Annotated in this window: 11 protein-coding genes; 1 reads left to right on the top strand and 10 read right to left on the bottom strand. The window is 51.9% G+C overall.

What is annotated here, in order from left to right; all coding sequences use genetic code 11:
* Nucleotides 1–76: 76 nt before the first annotated feature.
* From ACYVJM_RS18695 to ACYVJM_RS18665, 7 genes are all read right to left on the bottom strand, one after another.
* Nucleotides 77–550 (bottom strand): Dps family protein, encoded by a 474-nt coding sequence (locus ACYVJM_RS18695; protein WP_461149750.1) that lies wholly within the window; start codon nt 548–550, stop codon nt 77–79.
* 81 nt (nt 551–631) lie between these two features.
* Nucleotides 632–1570, bottom strand: coding sequence for a sugar phosphate isomerase/epimerase family protein (locus ACYVJM_RS18690; protein ID WP_461149749.1), 939 nt, complete (start codon nt 1568–1570; stop codon nt 632–634).
* Nucleotides 1571–1614: 44 nt separating this feature from the next.
* The gene (locus ACYVJM_RS18685; protein ID WP_461149748.1) at nt 1615–2736 is read right to left on the bottom strand and encodes a hypothetical protein; all 1122 of its coding nucleotides are present in this window, start codon (nt 2734–2736) and stop codon (nt 1615–1617) included.
* Nucleotides 2737–2747: 11 nt separating this feature from the next.
* Entirely contained in the window at nt 2748–3692 is a 945-nt protein-coding gene (locus ACYVJM_RS18680) for an ADP-ribosylglycohydrolase family protein (protein ID WP_461149747.1), read from the bottom strand.
* A 227-nt stretch (nt 3693–3919) separates the two neighbouring features.
* Entirely contained in the window at nt 3920–4330 is a 411-nt protein-coding gene (locus ACYVJM_RS18675) for a lysozyme inhibitor LprI family protein (RefSeq protein WP_461149746.1), read from the bottom strand.
* A 41-nt stretch (nt 4331–4371) separates the two neighbouring features.
* Entirely contained in the window at nt 4372–8211 is a 3840-nt protein-coding gene (locus ACYVJM_RS18670) for a hydantoinase B/oxoprolinase family protein (RefSeq protein ID WP_461149745.1), read from the bottom strand.
* 2 nt (nt 8212–8213) lie between these two features.
* Nucleotides 8214–8966 carry a DeoR/GlpR family DNA-binding transcription regulator gene (locus ACYVJM_RS18665; protein ID WP_461149744.1) on the bottom strand — a complete coding sequence of 251 codons (753 nt, stop codon included), beginning with the start codon at nt 8964–8966 and terminating at the stop codon, nt 8214–8216.
* A 54-nt stretch (nt 8967–9020) separates the two neighbouring features.
* Between ACYVJM_RS18665 and nudK the strand changes: the two genes are divergently transcribed.
* The gene (gene nudK, locus ACYVJM_RS18660) at nt 9021–9611 is read left to right on the top strand and encodes a GDP-mannose pyrophosphatase NudK (RefSeq protein WP_461149743.1); all 591 of its coding nucleotides are present in this window, start codon (nt 9021–9023) and stop codon (nt 9609–9611) included.
* Nucleotides 9612–10248: 637 nt separating this feature from the next.
* Here the strand turns inward: nudK and ACYVJM_RS18655 are convergent.
* The 3 genes from ACYVJM_RS18655 to ACYVJM_RS18645 form a co-directional block, all read right to left on the bottom strand.
* Nucleotides 10249–12804 (bottom strand): PIG-L family deacetylase, encoded by a 2556-nt coding sequence (locus ACYVJM_RS18655; protein WP_461149742.1) that lies wholly within the window; start codon nt 12802–12804, stop codon nt 10249–10251.
* A 97-nt stretch (nt 12805–12901) separates the two neighbouring features.
* Nucleotides 12902–14332, bottom strand: a complete 1431-nt coding sequence (locus tag ACYVJM_RS18650) for a SusD/RagB family nutrient-binding outer membrane lipoprotein (protein WP_461149741.1) — start codon at nt 14330–14332, stop codon at nt 12902–12904.
* A 36-nt stretch (nt 14333–14368) separates the two neighbouring features.
* A complete protein-coding gene (locus ACYVJM_RS18645) occupies nt 14369–17653 on the bottom strand; it encodes a SusC/RagA family TonB-linked outer membrane protein (RefSeq protein ID WP_461149740.1) in 3285 nt (1094 codons plus the stop codon).
* Nucleotides 17654–17699: the final 46 nt, after the last annotated feature.

The following is a 17699-nucleotide window of genomic DNA, read 5'->3' as shown; positions in this document are numbered from 1 at the left end:
TAGGGAGTGGTGACGTATAAATGATGAATGTAGTTAATTACCGCATCATTTATAGGTCACCACTCCCCATTTTTCACTACGAGAGGTATTTACGCAGCATCCAGGCCATTGCCTCGTGCGCTTCCATTAGACCCGTCAGGAAATCGGCGGTGCCGGCATCCTTCAGCTCTTCATCGCATTTATCTACATCTTCGCGCAGTTCACGAACAATCTGCTCGTGATCGGACAGCAGATTTCTGAACATATCCGCCGTGTCTTTCGGCTTACCCGAATCTTCCTTCAGACTGGTGTTATGGATAAACTCGGCCATGGTAGCCAGCGGGGTACCGCCTAACTGCCGGATGCGTTCGGCCACTTCGTCAATCTCAGCTTCAATGGCTTTGTACTGTTTCTCAAAGAATTTATGGTATTCCATAAAATTCGGACCCGCTACATTCCAGTGGTATTTGCGGGTTTTGATGTACAGCACATGAAGGTCGGACAGGAAATCGTTGAGGAGTATGTTGTCCTGTTTGAGGACATCTTTTTCAAGGCCAATATTGGGTTGCATGATACTAACGTGAGTTTGTAAGGTTGTCAGGAGCACAGTGCTCCATACATTAACTAACCCACAAGCGCCCGCTTTGTTTTGCTATCCTATCAACCCGGCAAACAAGGTTTTTACCATGGCCAGGTCTTGTTTATGGGCATCCACCGCATTCATCGTATCGGGCGAACCTTTCTCCAGACATTGTTCCAGCACCAGATTCGGACGTACATCCTGTGCTTTTAACTCACTGGCAAGTCGCTTGTAATCAATATCACCCTCCCCGAACGTTTCCTGCCAGATGCCGTTTTTTGACTGGCGGATGTGGATTTCGACGACCCGTTTGCCATACAGCTTCACTACATCGAACAGCGCTACCTGCGAATTCCCCGAACCCCGATACACCCAGTGGGCATCCAGACAAAGGGATACGTTTTTCGGGTCGGTGGCCAGCAGCATATGGTGAAATTCGCGGGCGGCCTGCCGGTGCTCAGGGGCGTGGGTGTGGTAGGCAAGGGTAATGCCCCGTTTGCGAAGCTCAGCGCCAAGCCGGTTAAGGTTGCGGGCTTGCTCGATCAGGTCAGCATCCGTCTTATCGTCGTTCGTGCCCCATTTAATAGGACTCGGGTTTGTGACGAAGATCGACGTTCCGGCGGGGCGGGCGGCCTCCGCAATTTCCAGTACCGAGTCGATGGATTTTTGTGCCTCATGCGCCTGGTGGAGCGTGCTGTTCACGTAAAGCGAATGCATGGACAGCTTATGCTTTGTCAGGAAAGGAAGGAGCTTCGTGACCTCGGCCGCCGAAGTAACCCCCGGCTCATAGGCCGTTATGCCTGTTTTGGCTAGTTCGGCCAGCGATGCATCGGGATCGGCCATCCAGGTTTTGCCCTGCCGCTCGTAGAAGGTAAGCCAGGTGTAGGAGTTACAGGCAATGGGAAACGACTTTACGGCTGATTTCGCCTGAACGGATTGACTGTCAGGAAGCAACGCGGCACCGGTCAGGGCGGTGGCAGTAGTGAGGAAACGGCGTCGTGTTGAGGACATAGGGCCTTGGAAGATACGTTTGTAAGCACGGATGCGGTTCTGATTTACTCTATATAGCGCAGGTTTTTACCAGTATAGACGCCCAGTCCATTATGTTCGGTCAGAAAAAGCAGGGTGCCGTCGGGCGTAAACTGCATTTTCAGGACATTCATGGCAGGGCCTGCTGCGTATGGACTGTTCGCTGTCCACTTGAGATTTAATTTCAGGGTATTCAGCCATTTTTTTATATCCGACAGATCTGCCGTCGGTGAGCCCTTGAAAATACCAAACTGCGAGTAAAAATACAGACACGTATTGACCGGGTTATAGGCCATTGGACCGATGCGGTGACCGCCTTTCCAGGTAATTAACCGCTGTTTTTTTTTCTTGCCCGTGCGTGGGTCTTCCATCATGACCTCTACCGGAGTTTCTTTGTCTTTGGATTGTAAAACAGGTGTCGCCAGTCCGTTCGAAAATCGACTGATAGAGCCATGCGTCAAAAACATATGGCTGACACCTCCCGACATATACACGTTCTGGCGATCATCGCAGAAGCCATTTACCGGGTTTGTTGTCATCCTGATCTGTTCCGTTTGCAGTTGGCGAAAGGCGTGCCGGCGGGTATCAAACGAAAATACATCACCGCCCCATTCGCCATGATTGAAGCCCAGCCATAGGTTATCCTGGTAATCTAAAAAGCTGACCGGCGGGGAAAACCAGCCTCGTGTGTACCGAATTTGCCTGTTGGTATAAAATGAACTGTCGGGGAAGTATGTCGTGTGGGTTTGGACATCAACAATTCCCTTATCCGTAATCAAAAAACACTGGTTCTGGCTGTTGAAAACAATACCGGTCAACTTATCAGTGTAGGTCGACAGAACACGCCAGGTTTTTTGCCGGGAATTATAGGCCTGGATGGAATGGTTTGTGTCGCCGATAACGATCGTGCCTTCACGGTCGATGGTTGCGGCAACAACGGGAGCCGCTGTTTGTACCGGTATTGCCTGTTTGGCGGTGAGGCTGTTGAACAGGTCAAGACGACCGGAGCGGGTTAGTAGCAGGAGGCTCTTGCCCACCAGTGAAAAGTCTTTGTACCTAACCTCCTTACTGACTTCCTGACCACGAACGGTCTCTCTGTTTACGAAGAGTAAGACCAGCGAGAACAGAGTAGAAAAGACGAGTTTCATCCAATGCCAGTTTAAGAAGTACCCAGTTTTTGTGCAAACCGTGTCACTAATGCATGAATCTCCTGATGCTTAATCAGGGTTTGAAGCCACGCTGCCGGAATGTCGCTGTAACCAAATAGAATACCCGCCAGTCCACCGGCCACTGTTGCCGTTGTATCGGTATCTTCACCCAGATTAACTGCTTTCAGGACACATTCCCGGTACGATGAACTGGTTAGCAGGCACCATAAACTACTTTCCAGCGTGTCGATCACGTAGCCCGAACTGCCAATGTCGTCTTCCTTGCATTGGCTTATGTCTTGCCGGAGAACCTTATCAAAAAGAGTGACTTCCAAACTGGAAAACGCTTTTTTCTCCGCGAATTCGTTGACAGAGTCCTGCATCTGTTTGTAGGCGGCAACCTTGTCCATGTTTGCCAGGAGCCGGATACCGAATTCGACGTAGATAAAACAGGCAAATACCGAACGGAAGTGACCATGCGTGAGACCAGACACTAACTGAACAATTCGGTATCGTTCTTCGGCTGAAGGTTCGTTTTTCAGGAAATAGACCAGTGGGAGAATCCGCATGAGTGATCCATTTCCATTATCGTGCTCCATCATACCACCCGACAAGGTTGGATCAGTGCCTGAAATCAACCGGTTAAGCGCACTCCTCGTGGCATTGCCAATGTCGAATACTACATCGTGCGCACCCCAATAGCCCTCTTTATACCATCTGACAAAGGTTGAGGCCATATCGGCAAGATCGAACCCCTTGCTCAAACTTTCCGCTGTGCAGAAAAGCAGCGAGCTATCGTCGGAGAATGTTCCGGGGGGCTGGTGCCAGACCCCGTAACCACGCATGCTTACAACCGGGTTGTAGGACAGGGCTGTACGGGCTGAAAACTCTACCGGAACACCCAGCGCATCGCCAACGGCCGCCCCGAAAAAACCACCTTTTATTTGATTGATCATACGAAGAATAAGGTAAAGGCCAGCAGATTGGTCGCGTTAGTGATCAGCTAGCTGTAGAATTGTGTGGTTTGCCAAACGTGATTTACAGACTTATCTCCTACAAACAGGGCATCCCCAGGGGACTATCTCGCAGCTTACCTTAAGAACAGTCCAGCGTTCAGTACGTTTAGGTCAGATGTGCGTGAAGTTTTGATGGGCTTATGTCCAATATACCCATCGACTGTCGCTTAATTCTTCATTTTAACCGAACCGGCGCACACATCACCGTCTGCAAGGCCCGTTAGCCAGACTGTCAGGGTTTTGGTTCGTTGCCGGGTAAGTTCCGTACGGTAAGCTGCTTCACACATGGGTTGCGAACTGCCATAATAGCCAGCCGGGCGGTTCGGGTATTTCATCTTCACTTCGGCATCCCGAAACTGAACCCAGATTCGCTGTGCGGTTTTTAGGTTTTTGATGAACTCGACGTCCTTGCTGTATTGCTTCAACACGTTTTGATAAACGGAATTCAGGGCTTTGTCGGCCTGTTGCAGGGTTTGGCCCTGCCCCTTGTTTAGGGACGATTGGGTTTGGCCAAACGATGCAGTAGTGACGATGAGCAGAGCACCAGCGATAAACAGCTTACGAAAATTGATTGACATAGGCGTTAGGTCTTGAACGTAATGAAAACAGTTATTATCGTTTATCCGGTCACTTTGCCAGCGCCACCGCCCCCCGGCGTTTCCAGCCGGATGCGTTCTCCCGCCTGCATGGCTCGGGTGAAGATGCCCGGCAGACTTTCCAGTCGGCCGTCGGCATGAATCAGTGTTTGCTGACCGGTTGCGCCCGCGTCTCCGCCATTCAATCCGTATGGTCTTTCTACCCGATGCTGGCTGAGCAGTGTAGCCTGTACAGGTTCCAGAAACTCAATTTCGCGGATAATACCGTCGCCCCCGCGCCATTGGCCGTTGCCGCCCGAACCGCTGCGAATGCTGAATTCATGGAGCCGAACGGGGTAACGGCGCTCCAGTTCTTCGGGATCGGTAAGTTTAGTGTTGGTCATGTGCTGATGCACCGCCGACCGGCCATCGGCACCAACTGTTGCCCCGGCACCCCCGCCAATGGTTTCGTAATACCCGAATGGATTTGGCGCTTCTGCCGACTTTCCGAACAGAAAATTATTCATCGTTCCCTGACTACAGGCGGCTAACCCCAGCGCTTTCAGCAGCGTGTCGACCAGCCGTTGGCTTACTTCGGTGTTGCCGCCTACCACAGCCGGACAACTGGCGGGGTTGTCGGGAAAGACCGGGTTCAGGAAGGAGGATTCCGGCAGGATCAGGTCGACCGGGGCCATCAAGCCTTCATTCAGGGGAATGTCTTTGTCGCACCAGAGTCGCAGCACATACAGCACTGCGCTGTACAGAATGGATATATTGGCGTTAAGGTTGTTCGGGTGAACGCCCGATGTTCCTGAGAAATCGAATGTGATCCGGTTATTGGCTACGCTGATTTTTACGCAGATTTTGTGCCCATCGTCGAGGGATTCTTCGGCAGCAAACGACTGTCCATCGAGTGGCTGCAACACGGCAAGAATGGCATCGGTGGCCGATTGCTGGAGCCGGTTCATGTAATGCTGCACCGTGGCCAGTCCGTATTGCCTAACGAGCGTACGCAGGGCCATTTCGCCTGCTTTCAGGGAAGCCAGGGCAGCTTCAATGTCCGCCTGATTTTCGGCCAGTGCGCGGGTCGGGTAGGGGGCATCGGTAAAGTGGGCCGCTAATCCGCTTGTCTCGTTGTAGCTTTGCCACAAAAAGTCGCCCGCCTTCACCACGTACATCGGTTCCAGCACGACACCTTCCTCAACCAGCGATGTGGCATCGGGTGGCATGGAGCCCGGCACTTTTCCGCCAATTTCGGCGTGGTGCGCGCGGTTGATGACGTAACCGATCAACTGGGGCGGAGTGCCCGATGATTCATCGGTAAAGACGCCACTGATCAGCGTGACGTCTGGTAAATGAGAACCGCCGTACTTGGGATGATTCGTGATGGCCACGTCGCCCGGTTCAAGGGACAATTTTGCTAAAACTAATCGGGCGCAAACGCCCAGACTCCCCAGATGGACCGGAATGTGGGGCGCATTGGCAACCAGTTCGGCCCTGGCATTGAGCAGGGCGCAGGAGAAATCCAGTCGCTCTTTAACATTGACCGAAAAGGCCGTTCGCTGCAACTGAGCTCCCATTTCTTCGGCAATGGCGCGGAAACGCTGGGTGAATAATTCAAGCTGAATAACTTCGCTCGCTTCCGACTCGCCCGGCTCTTCGATGTCGGCGATGTAGTCGACAAGGGCATTTCCATCTGCCTGAACAACCAGCCGCCAGCCAGGTTCGATGAACGCCGAGGAGGTTGTGTTCAGTAGCAAGGCCGGACCACGAAACGTGTCGCCTTCCCGCAACAGTGTCCAGTCGTAAGCCGGGTAGTGGTCTGTTTCGAAGGCGGGTACAGCGTGGCGATGCGTTACCGGAGAACCGCTTACCGGTTGCTCATTGGTGGCTGTACTGACCAGCACCCGTACGCTTTCTACTTCAATCGGGCGTGGCTGACCGTTGGTACCGCTTGGAAAGTGACCGTACAAATGCTGGTACTTCTGCGCGAAATCGGTGGCCAGACAGTTGCTTAAAGGCACATCGACGGTGGCTTCCTGGCCGACAAGACGCAGAAACACCGAGATGGATTTAGTTTCGACGACTGTGTCCGGGCCAACATCCTGCCGTAGCAGATCGGTTGCTTTGGTGATCAGGTTTCGGCAAAGCACATCGAGGTCAGGCTCAACGGTCGTTAATGGTTTGAGGACGGATTGAGCCGTCATGCGTTCAATTTTCGCCTGGCCAATGCCGTAAGCACTCAGTAGTCCGCCATCGAAAGGTAGAATAAGCTGTTCCATACCTAGTCGGCGGGCAATGGCGCAGCCGTGTAAGCCACCGGCACCCCCGAAAACCAGCAGTGAATACGCTTTGGGGTCAAATCCGCGCGCTACCGAAATTTTTCGGATAGCCCCGGCCATCGTCTCATTGGCAATGTGTTCAAAGCCCCGCAGCACACTCATGGATGACATGAACGAACCAGCCGCTTCGATTTGCTGACTGACGGCTTCGAGTGCTTTCTGTGCATTTTCGGGGAAAACAGGAATGCCAAACTGTTTTGGATGGAGTTTGCCCAGCAGCAAATTGACGTCGGTGATCGTTAGTAACGGGGCTGCGTCGGCGATGGTGCGGGCTCCGTAGCAGGCGGGTCCGGGATCGGCTCCGGCGCTATGGGGACCCACGCGTAATTGGCTCCCATCGAACCAGCAAATGGATCCGCCACCGGCGGCTACCGTTTCGATTGCCAGCGAAGGCAGCTGCAAATCGAACGGGCCAATTTTTGTTGAAAATCGGTAATCCAGCCCGCCCTGAATCCGCGCCACATCGGTACTTGTGCCGCCCATGTCGAGGGTGAGCGTACCTTTTGTACCCGACAGCGCCTTGCTTCCGGTGGTATTTTCCTGCGGTTGCAGGATGCGGCCGGATACCTCACTTGCCCCAATAACACCCCCCGCCGGGCCACTTAGCAGGCTGTCTTTAGGTTGGAACAAATCCGCCCGAACCAGCCCACCCGAACTGGTCATGATACGAACCGCCCCACCGCCTAACTGCTGTTGTACGTTATCCAGATACGACCGCATAACGGGCGTCAGATACGCGTCGACCACCGCTGTCTGGGTTCTTGACACATACTGCGGAGAGGTTGATACATGGCTGGAAAGCGTTACATAGGTGTGTCCCGTCCGTTGAAGCGCATCCAGTAGCTGTCGTTCATGAACCGGGTTTCGGTAAGCGTTGAGGAGGGATACCGCCACGGCATCGGGGTTGATCCGGCTGAGGTCATCTACTAATCGGGCAATACTCTGCTCTGATAAGGGGGTTAAAATCTGCCCGTTGGCCGTGATGCGTTCGTCCAGTTCGAAAACGGAATCATACAGGACTTGAGCGGGCGGAATAGCCAGTTGAAAGAGATCGGGCCGTTGCTGGCTGCCGATTTTCAGCAGGTCTTTAAAGCCTTTGGTTACGAGTAAGGCGACCCGGCCTCCCTTCCGTTCGAGCAGGGCGTTGGTGCCTTTGGTCGTTCCCAGCCGCATGTCCAGCGCAGGGAATGGTTCGGTAACTGGCGTTCGAGTCAGTAGACGAGCGGCCAAAACAGGCGCTTCTTCACCCGTAAACAATTCAACCGTCAGTGGCTGGTCAACTACCTCGAAAGGACGGTTAAGCATCAGGCGCCCATCGGTCTGTAACGACCTGATCGTATATTGCTCACCTGTTTCGTTGATGCGAAGTTGATAACCGTCAAAAATAGGGGCAGTTAACCAGGGCGCTATCACGTTGCCGTTTATCAACTGGCCGCGTAGCCGACTACTGCTCAGCACTTTGGCACGGTGCAGGGTTCCGTTATCGTCCAGGGCAAGGCCATCCGTAAAGGTGCCACCGGTATCAATCCAGATTTGGTACATGGTTAATTAATCAGCGTAACGCCCGCCTGCCGGTAAGCCGATACGACCTCAGGCTTCGCTTCGGCATCGGTAATCAATACATCAAACAGGCTTAGGGGCGCAAAATAGAGGTATTTGTTGGTTTCTAGTTTCGACGAATCGCAGAGGAGATAAACTTTATCCGTTTGCCGGGCAATGGCCATTGTAATGCTGGCTTCTTTCTCGCTATTCGCACTTAACCCGTGTTCGAGAGAAATTCCGTCGACGCCCATAAACGCCCGATTGGCCCGATAACGGGCAATGTGTTCTTCGGCAATAAGGCCATGAATTGCCTGCCGACCCTTATCCACTTCACCACCCACCAGATTGACCGTCACCTCAGATGACAGTAACTCCGCCACAACGGGCAATGAATTAGTAACTACCGTAATCCGTTTGTTACGAATAAACTGACACAGCCGGAATACCGTACTGCCGCAGTCCATGAAAAGGACATCGTCCTCCTGTATCTCCTGGGCTGCCAGTTGACAGATATAGTCTTTCCGGTCGGCGTTGACGGCGGCTTTGTTGTCAAAACGGAATGAATCGGTGGCCAGGCTAACTTTCATGGCGCCACCGCGCGTACGATACAGCAGGCCTGAAGCTGCCAGTTGAACCAGGTCGCGCCGGACGGTCATTTCGGATGACTGCAGTAAATCAGCCAGTTCGCGCACATCCACGGAGCCACGCGCATCGACCGTTTGTAAAATAAGCTGCTTCCGGTGTTGGAAATTCATACTGAATTACGTTGTTTTGTTCAAAAATAAACAAAAATTAACAATATCAAACAAATGTTAGCTGAGCATACAGAACGGGTCGAAATAACGGAAGAAAAAATATTATCGGATAATTGGTATGTATTACGGCGGTTCACCTTCAATTACCTGGGAAAAAATGGGGAGTGGACCACCCAGCAACGGGAGGCATATGACCGTGGAAACGGCGCCACGATTCTGTTGCACAATCCGAAAACAGATACGGTTATTTTAACCCGTCAGTTTCGGTTACCGACTTTCGTGAATGGCAACCCAACCGGCCTGCTGATCGAAGCCTGCGCGGGACTGCTCGACGATGAAGACCCGGAAGACGCCATTCGACGGGAAACTGAAGAGGAAACGGGTTACCGGATTCAGTCGGTAGAAAAAGTAATGGAAGCCTATATGAGTCCGGGGTCGGTAACCGAGAAGTTATTCTTCTATCTCGCCGAATATTCCGCCGACACCGAGCGGACGGATGGCGGTGGTATCGACGAGGAAGAAATCGATATTCTGGAACTATCGGTTCGTCAGGCGATGGCCATGATGGAACGGGGGGAGATTATGGATGGCAAAACGATTATGCTGTTGCAATACCTGCGCCTGAAGCAGTTGGGTAATCGTTAATTAAGGTTACGCGGTTGGTAACAGAGTCGATATGGTCGTGTAGTGGTGTGTGGTGTAGTGGTGTGTGGTGTCAGTTTCTTAAAACTGACAAGTGAGGTTTCTCAAAACCTCGTGTGACTAACTGGTTAATCAACGAGGTTTCTTAAAACCTCGCTATGGCGGGTCAGATGACCCGCCACCACAAGCAGGCTGATACCTCACGAACAGACTGTATTGTAGAACAAAAAACTATCAAAAAGGACACGGTAACAAACTGAATCAAATAAGAGAGGTAGGTGCTGATAACAGGTAGTTGTGATAAAAAAGCAACGCTCTTCTTTTAATAACGTACGGTTGCGCAAACCCATAAAACACGTGTTTTAGCTATACGCATAAGACGAGTTCACGGCCAGTGAGCCACTTGACTATTTACTTTTCGGATGAATTACTTAAAACCTCGTGTGGCTAAATGGTCAATCAATAAGGTTTTGAGAAACTTTGCTTGTCAGGTCTAAGGACCTGACACCACCCTGATGTGTGCCATTGTGCGATTTGTGTGATGTCGGGTCCTTAGACCTGACACTACACCACACGATCACATCGACTCTAAACCCGGAACGCCAGGCTTCTCGTTAATAAAATGCCTTAAATAGCAACTCTACCTTTTCGGTTGTGAGCCCGATACGGAAGCCGCCGAATTATTGCCCGCCGAGATCATATTGGCGAACAGTCGATAGGCACCGGGAACACCAGCGGGGAGTTCGCGGAAGAAGACCAGACCGGTGTACATAAAATGCCCTTTGCCGTATTTCGCGTAAATCAGACTGCCCTCTTTGGGCGCTTCGTTCTGATCGTGGGAGGAGAAAATTGGCTCGTACGCTTTGTCCCAGTCCCGCGCAAAGTAGATACCGCGCTCCTGAATCCAGCCCGAAAAATCGGCGTCGGTAATTTTGTTCGGGTAGTTGAGCAGTTGGTGATTCGGGTTAATGAACGTCATGGGCGCATCTTCCTCCGTTACACGCTCGTTGACAACCGTGAATGGATACGGGCCTAACTGGGGTAGGGGAGACTCATTCCGGAAGAATGAATTGACCGGTGTTACGTATTGTACAATCATCGTTCCGCCGTTTTTAACGTACTCCATCAACCTGGGCTGGTAACGAGCCATGGCACTATTTGTGTTATACGCCCGAACACCCACAACAATAGCGTCGTAGCCGGACAGGTTACCCGTTAATTCTGTTGGACCCAGGATGGTTACCCGACAACCCATTTGCTGGAGGGCCGCCGGTACTTCATCGCCCGCTCCCACAATGTAGCCGATGTTTTTAGCCGTCACTTTTACATCCAGTTTAACCAGTTTGGCCTCGGCCGGTGGGAAAAGTGTCTGCGTAGGAATATGCTTGTAGGCTACGTAACGAAGCCCCGTCGTAAACGTGCCCGTGCCGGTTGTCATCACCGCCTGCAGCTTGCCGTTCTGTGCTTTGTCAGAAGGGGTCAGCCGGAACGTAATCCGCTGCTCATCGCCTTTATTTGTCAATGTAAACGGTTGCGTGGCCGGTTCAATTTGCCAGCCTGCGGGCACCGACATCTTGAGCGTACCGGATACATTGGCCCGACCGGCTCTGAGCACAATATCGGCTGTTTTAGGTCTGTTGTCGCTGAAGGTGAACACGCGCTCGGTCAGGTTGGCCATCACATCGGGCTGAATAATAAACGGACGGTAAATCTCACCATCCACAGGATCCGTTGATTTGTAAACGACCGGTCGGGTAAACATAAAACGCTGACCACTAATCTCGAAGGTATAACTGGCCGACATAGCCGCCGGGTTTTCGGGCAGGCCAATGAGCTGCTGATTGTCAACCTGGAACAGCCCTTTATCGATGGGTTTTTCGAGCCAGTACGGTTGTGAAATCTTCGCCGTTTTGGGGATGGTTACCGAAGTTGGAAATAAGATAACGTCGTTCGGCTTCAGGGGGGTGTTGAGCGTCGTATCCTTACCGGTAGAATACTGAACCCGTACCAGCGTAATAGGTAAATCGGCCCGATTAACGATGTTGGTTGTCAGCTTGATTGTCTCGCCGGGCGTAGCGGCATAGTCGGCGGGGTTAGTTTCAAACCAGAGACCCAGGCACTGGCGAATCAGCGTTTCAACTTCTTCACGTTTGGCTTTTACATAAATATTGGTCGTATCCAGTTTGCTGATAGTTCCGTATAGCTGAACGAGTGCCGGTACCGAAGCTGCTGGCTGATCGGGTCTGAAATTCGCGATAAGCTGCGTTACCTGTGCCTGAGCGGCTCCACTGTTAGGCACCCTTTTCCAGGTCATATCGACACCTTCCATCGGGTCTTTCTGAACGGGATCACCACCTTTCAGCAGCAGGTAATCAACTTTAGCACCCCTGTTGGCAGCCACACCAAATCCCTGACTCTTGTGCTGGCTGCGACTTTCGGCCGCTATTTCACCATATGATTTTCCCAGTAACGGGTTATACAAGCCCGTTTCAATGCCGATCAGGTTTCCGGCTTCCTCCGGTTTTTTATTGCTCAGAAACGCGCCTGGAATAAACATGTTCCACATGATTCGGCGGGCCTGCCAGGGCTTTACGAAAGCCAGCTGCTCGGGGAATTTCGTTGGGTCATTCGATATTTTGAACGCTTCTTCGGCCAGAAAACCGGACGCGCTATGGTGCCCGTGACCGGCGCGGGAATCGGGCGGAAAGCGGGTCATGATCACGTCGGGCTGGTATTTGCGGATCATCCAGACCACGTCGGCCAGCACTTTCTCCTGTCCCCAGGTACGAACCGCTTCGGAAGTTTGTTTGGAAAAGCCAAAATCATAGGCCCGGCTGAAAAACTGATCGGGACCGTCCACGCGTCGGGCTGCCAGCAGTTCCTGGGTTCGGATCACGCCAATATTCTCTCCCTGCTCGGGGCCAATCAGGTTTTGCCCGCCATCACCCCGGGTGAGCGAAAGATACCCCGTACGAACGAGCCGTTCTTTGGCCAGATAAGATAGCAACAGGGTGTTTTCATCGTCGGGGTGAGCGGCTACATAAAGTACCGAGCCCAGGACATTGAGCTTTTTTAGGTTCGAGAGTATTTCGCCCGGGGCCGCGGGTTTGATCGGGCCATAAGGAACCTGAGCGAAGGAAGGAAACGTGAGCAAACTGCCGACGAGCAGTGTATAAAGCGATTTTCTAAGTGACACAGGCAGGGAATGAGTTTGAACGATTAAACCCAAAGATAAGAAAAGGCTACCTAAAACTGAGGTAGCCTTTTGACTCACTTGACCTAACATTAACTTATTACTGGAAGATCGGTACTTTCTGGAATTGATCGGGCAGGGGTTTGGGTACGTTAGGGTTTGTATTGATTTCGTTCTGCGGGTAGATAAACCGTTGTGGTTTTTTCGTGCCGGCATACAGGGGGATTGGCAGTTGTACCACAGGAACGGCTTTTTCCAGGCGCCGTACATCATTAAACGCTTCGTACTGCATCAGGAAAAAAATATACCGCTGGGTGATAATCTCATACAGCAGCGCCGTTTGTACACTGGCCAGCTTCATGGGATTCGCCAGCCCGGCGGGAGCAAAATCAGCCAGGGTGTATGCATCATATTTTAACCCAGTGGCCGACATATTTTTGCCGTTTAGGTAGCCGCTGGCCAGACCGGATCTGACGGTATTGAGGGCCGATAGTGCCTTGTCCGTAACCCCCAATCGGGCCTGTGCTTCGGCCAGAATAAGCTGGTTTTCGTAGTAGGTAATAATTGGATGAGGAGCGTCTTCGGTAAAGGCCCCATCGTCGGTATTCGGGTCCAGCGCCCCTGTTGTTGAAATGCCCACTTTAAAATAATGATTATAGAGGGCTGTTTCGTTGGTTTTTGTATTGGCTGAACCAATCCGCGACTGCATCAGAACCGGGAGGTAAGCCCCGTCGAAGCCCGTGTCGCCCGCCCGTGTGATTCGGAAAAAGTCGTAGTTCTGATTGTCATCTACGCCCTGGCTGGTACCGTGTGGGGTTAGCGCATCGCCCGCCGTGCTGCCAATGCCCGATGTCGCATTGGTAACCGCCTTGGCGTAATCGCCGGTGTGGAGATAGAGCCGGGCTTTGAGGGTGTACGCAGCCGCTTTCCACTTAGCCACATTGCCTTTGTACAGATAATCCTGCCCCGAAAAAGCCAGCCCTGAGGGCGCCGACAGATTCTGAATGGCGTTGTCGAGAACGGCCTGAAGAGCCGTATACACATCGGCCTGCTTATCAAAGACAGGGGTGGGGTACTTCACGTCGTCGAAGGCCTGGCTATACGGGATGTCACCGTACAGATCCGTCGCTTTGGAAATTACCAGGGCCTCCAGAACCTGGCCAACGCCTTTTATCCATTTGTCGCCAACGGCATCGGCTTTTGTCTGAATCAACCGTGCCTGACTCGCAACCGGATACAGCGGACTCCAGCCAAACGTGCCTGCCGAAACAATGTAGCTCGCGTAAGTCTGGTGCTGCCTCGACAACCCGTTCAACTGACCGGACCAGATGGCGCCAATCCGCACATCGGTGTCTTCGTGCAGCATCGAAACGCCCAAAAGTGTACCTGAGAGCAGGGTGGCCACATCAACATCCGTAACGGCGTTCGGGTTATTTTTAATGTTGGCTTCATTGAACAAGTCGCTGCAACTACTGAGCAGCGTAAGGCTCAACAGGGTAATCGTAATTTTATGAGAAACAAATTTTTTCATGATCGTGCCTTATCGGTTTAAGTAGCCTGAAACGGATTAATAGTTGATCTTGATCGAGAACAGGATCGATTTTGTGTTTGGGTTGGTAAACCAGTCCTGACCACGGGCCAGGCTGGCTCCGGTGATGCTTACTTCTGGATCGGTACCCGTGTATTTAGTCCACAAAACGACGTTACGTCCGGTGAGGGAAAAATCAACCGACGACAGGTGGGTTACCCGGCGGAATCCGGGACTGCGCAGGCTATAATTGAGCGTCACTTCGCGCAGGCGAGTCGATCCGCCATCTTCTACAAACTGCCTGGTAGAAGCTGAGCTGAAGGAAGTGCCGGGTCCCTGATACCAGGCCTGCGTTAAGGCCACCGGGCCAGCGCCAAAGTCCTGTATGTTACCCTGAAACTTTGTGCCAGCGGCAATACGATTGCCGTTGTAGTCCTTTATGCCACCGGAGGGAGCAACCGATGTGTTACCCACGTCGCCGTGCGTACCAATCAGGTAGAGCGCTCCCCGTGTGCCGTTGTAAAAGTCATTACCGTAGACTTTGTCGAACAGAAAGTACAGCGAAACGCCTTTATAAGAGAAGGTACTACCCAAACCACCCCGCCATTTCGGATTCGGGTTGCCAACAATTTCGTTGCTGGTGCCGCCCTGCGGGAATCCGTTGGCATCCAGTATGTATTTGCCGGACTCATCCTTGAGGAAGTCCGTTCCGTAGAATACCCCGAACGGCTGGCCCGGAATCAGGGATTGCCCTGCGTAGGTGTTCGACAGGGTATAAACAGATGCATCGGCCAGAGATACAACCTTATTGCGGTTCATCGAAAAATTGGCCGACAAATTCCATTTGAACGCACTCTGCGGGAACATGTCAGCACCGGCGTCGAATTCAAGCCCTTTATTCGACAATTCGGCGGCATTGATGTTCCGAACGGCATACCCTGTTTCATACGGTACATTCAGCGACAGGATTACGTCCTTGGTATTGTTGCTGTATGCCGTTCCTGAGAACGAGAACCGGTTGTTGAGGAAGCGTAAGTCGACCCCCACTTCGCTTTCGGTTTTCCGTTCCGGGCGCAGAAAGTCGTTACCGGCCGTTGTACTCCGAACATAGCCGCCACCATATAAGGAACTGGCTGCCGAGAGACCATTGGCGTAGGAATCGCCAAAGGTGGCTGGGTTAAAGGTAGTGAAGTTCTGGTAAGGCTGAGGCTGAATCCCCACTTGCCCCCAGGTAAGCCGGAGTTTACCAAAGCTCAGGACAGTGTTTGTCTCCAGTCCTTTCAGCTTCGTGAACTGCCACGCCAGGGCTGCCGATGGGAAAAAGAAACTGCTGTTCGTTTTTGAGCCAAATGTAGACGCACTTTCGTTACGGCCCGTCAGCGTCAAAAACAGCATGTTATACGCCTGCATTTCGGCCTGGGCGTAATACGCATAGGTCCGGATCAGCGAGTTGTAGTTGCTGGCCGATAAGTTTGAGTTCAGGGCGTTGGTCAGAATATCGGGCGCGGTTGGCACGATCAGGTTGGAGATCGCATCCGAAAGGGTAGCCTTTCGACGGCTGTTGTAATTAACCCCCACCAGGACCGATCCACTGAAATCGTTGCTGAATGTCTTATTCGCATTGATGAATACATCCGTGTTGAACTGTTTTTCTGTGATCCAGTTCTTCGACAGAAAGCCGTTCAGGTAGTTGGCCGAGTTGCGGGCAAATCGCTCCAGACGATTGTCCGTAAAATTGTCGATACCCGTTCGACCCGTAATGCTTAGCCAGGACATGGGCGTGATTCCTAATTCAACATTACCCGTGATCCGGTCAACATCGGTTGTGTTGCGGTTATTGTTGATGTTCCAGACAGGATTCGAATAAATCGTGTTCTGATCGATACCCAGCGGATTCCGGTACGAAACGTGGGCATCGTTGAACACCTGGCCGGATGCATTGGTGTATGTTCCGGTATAATACTGGTTGTTAAAATCGGAAGGGGTACGCGTACCGCCCAGCAAGATACCATCGAGGTTGTCGCCCTGCTGAATACGTGAAGACCCTACTTTACTGTACCCTACATTGGCCGATGCCCGAAACCATTCGGTGAACTGGCTGGCCACATTGATACGGGCCGTATTCCGCTGATAATTGCTGAAGGCTTTGACAATACCATCCTGATTCAGATTTGAATAACTGAGCATGAAGTTGGAACGGGCATTTCCTCCACTGATATTGATCGCGTTGTCCGTAAAATGACCCGTCTGAAATACATCGTTCGCGTGGTCATAAATGTCTTTGGCGTTTTTGCCGCCATGTGGATTGGCTGCATTGCCAGACGCTATGGCATATCGTTTGGTGCCATCGGGAAAAGTAACGAAGCCCTGGTAGCCAGGTGCCGAAGGGTCTGTAATGTAAGTATCCGGTCCACCGGTACGGTCCGCAATCAGGTCGCCGTAGCTGTACTTATTGCCTTGCCTGAAAAAGCCGCCACTGCCCTGTCCATAGGTGGTTTGAAGGGGAGGCATTTTGTTGACCTTATCAAACGAGACCGACGACTTAAAGGTGATGTTGACTTTACCTTTGGAATCTTTTCCTTTTTTAGTGGTAATTACCACAACACCATTAGCCGCCCGGGTACCCCACAAGGCGGCTGCCGATGCGCCTTTCAGCACTTCCATGCTTTCGATATCTTCGGGATTGATATCATTGATACGGGATTGCTGAACAATTGAGTTACCCCCGGCCGAACCATCATTATCGTTGGAATTACTAACCGGAACCCCATCGACAATAAAAAGGGGCTGGGCGTTGCCATTGATCGTGTTCTGACCACGAATCTGAATGTATGAACCGGCACCCGGATCGCCCCCGCTTTTGGTTATCACCACGCCGGAAGCCTTACCGCTCAGGCCCGATAGCAGACCGGTCTCCCCGGATTGAGCGATGCCTTTGCCGCCTACGGTCGAGATTGACGAGGCAAACTTGTCGCGTTCTTCTTTAACGCCAAGGGCTGTAATGATGACTTCAGTTAATTGCTTCGTGTCTGTTTTGAGCTGAACGTTAATGGTTGTTCGGCTGCCAATTACCTCTTCAACCGATTGCATGCCTACAGCTGAGATAACCAATGCATTTCCCGCTGGTGGGACCGTTAAGGTATACGCCCCATTGACGTCCGTTACTGTACCGATTGTTGTGCCTTTAACAACAATCGTCGCACCTGCAAAACCACCATTTCCTTCTTCGGCAGAGATAATGCCGCTGACCTTTCGGCCTTGTGCCCATCCACTCGAAAAACTTAAGCCGACTAATAGAAGGCTCATGAGTAATAATCTCATCATAGCTTAGTTTAAGTTAAGAAATGTTATAAGAGGCATATAAACACCT

The organism is Spirosoma pulveris (assembly GCF_054781875.1).
Note: the sequence above shows the minus strand (reverse complement) of the source record. Positions and strands in the feature narration are given on the sequence as shown.

Bases quoted from the DNA above. Each gene is read 5' to 3' on its own strand.
- ACYVJM_RS18695 (WP_461149750.1), bottom strand. From the start codon at position 550: ATGCAACCCAATATTGGCCTTGAAAAAGATGTCCTCAAACAGGACAAC.
- ACYVJM_RS18690 (WP_461149749.1), bottom strand. From the start codon at position 1,570: ATGTCCTCAACACGACGCCGTTTCCTCACTACTGCCACCGCCCTGACC.
- ACYVJM_RS18685 (WP_461149748.1), bottom strand. From the start codon at position 2,736: ATGAAACTCGTCTTTTCTACTCTGTTCTCGCTGGTCTTACTCTTCGTA.
- ACYVJM_RS18680 (WP_461149747.1), bottom strand. From the start codon at position 3,692: ATGATCAATCAAATAAAAGGTGGTTTTTTCGGGGCGGCCGTTGGCGAT.
- ACYVJM_RS18675 (WP_461149746.1), bottom strand. From the start codon at position 4,330: ATGTCAATCAATTTTCGTAAGCTGTTTATCGCTGGTGCTCTGCTCATC.
- ACYVJM_RS18670 (WP_461149745.1), bottom strand. From the start codon at position 8,211: ATGTACCAAATCTGGATTGATACCGGTGGCACCTTTACGGATGGCCTT.
- ACYVJM_RS18665 (WP_461149744.1), bottom strand. From the start codon at position 8,966: ATGAATTTCCAACACCGGAAGCAGCTTATTTTACAAACGGTCGATGCG.
- nudK (WP_461149743.1), top strand. From the start codon at position 9,021: ATGTTAGCTGAGCATACAGAACGGGTCGAAATAACGGAAGAAAAAATA.
- ACYVJM_RS18650 (WP_461149741.1), bottom strand. From the start codon at position 14,332: ATGAAAAAATTTGTTTCTCATAAAATTACGATTACCCTGTTGAGCCTT.
- ACYVJM_RS18645 (WP_461149740.1), bottom strand. From the start codon at position 17,653: ATGATGAGATTATTACTCATGAGCCTTCTATTAGTCGGCTTAAGTTTT.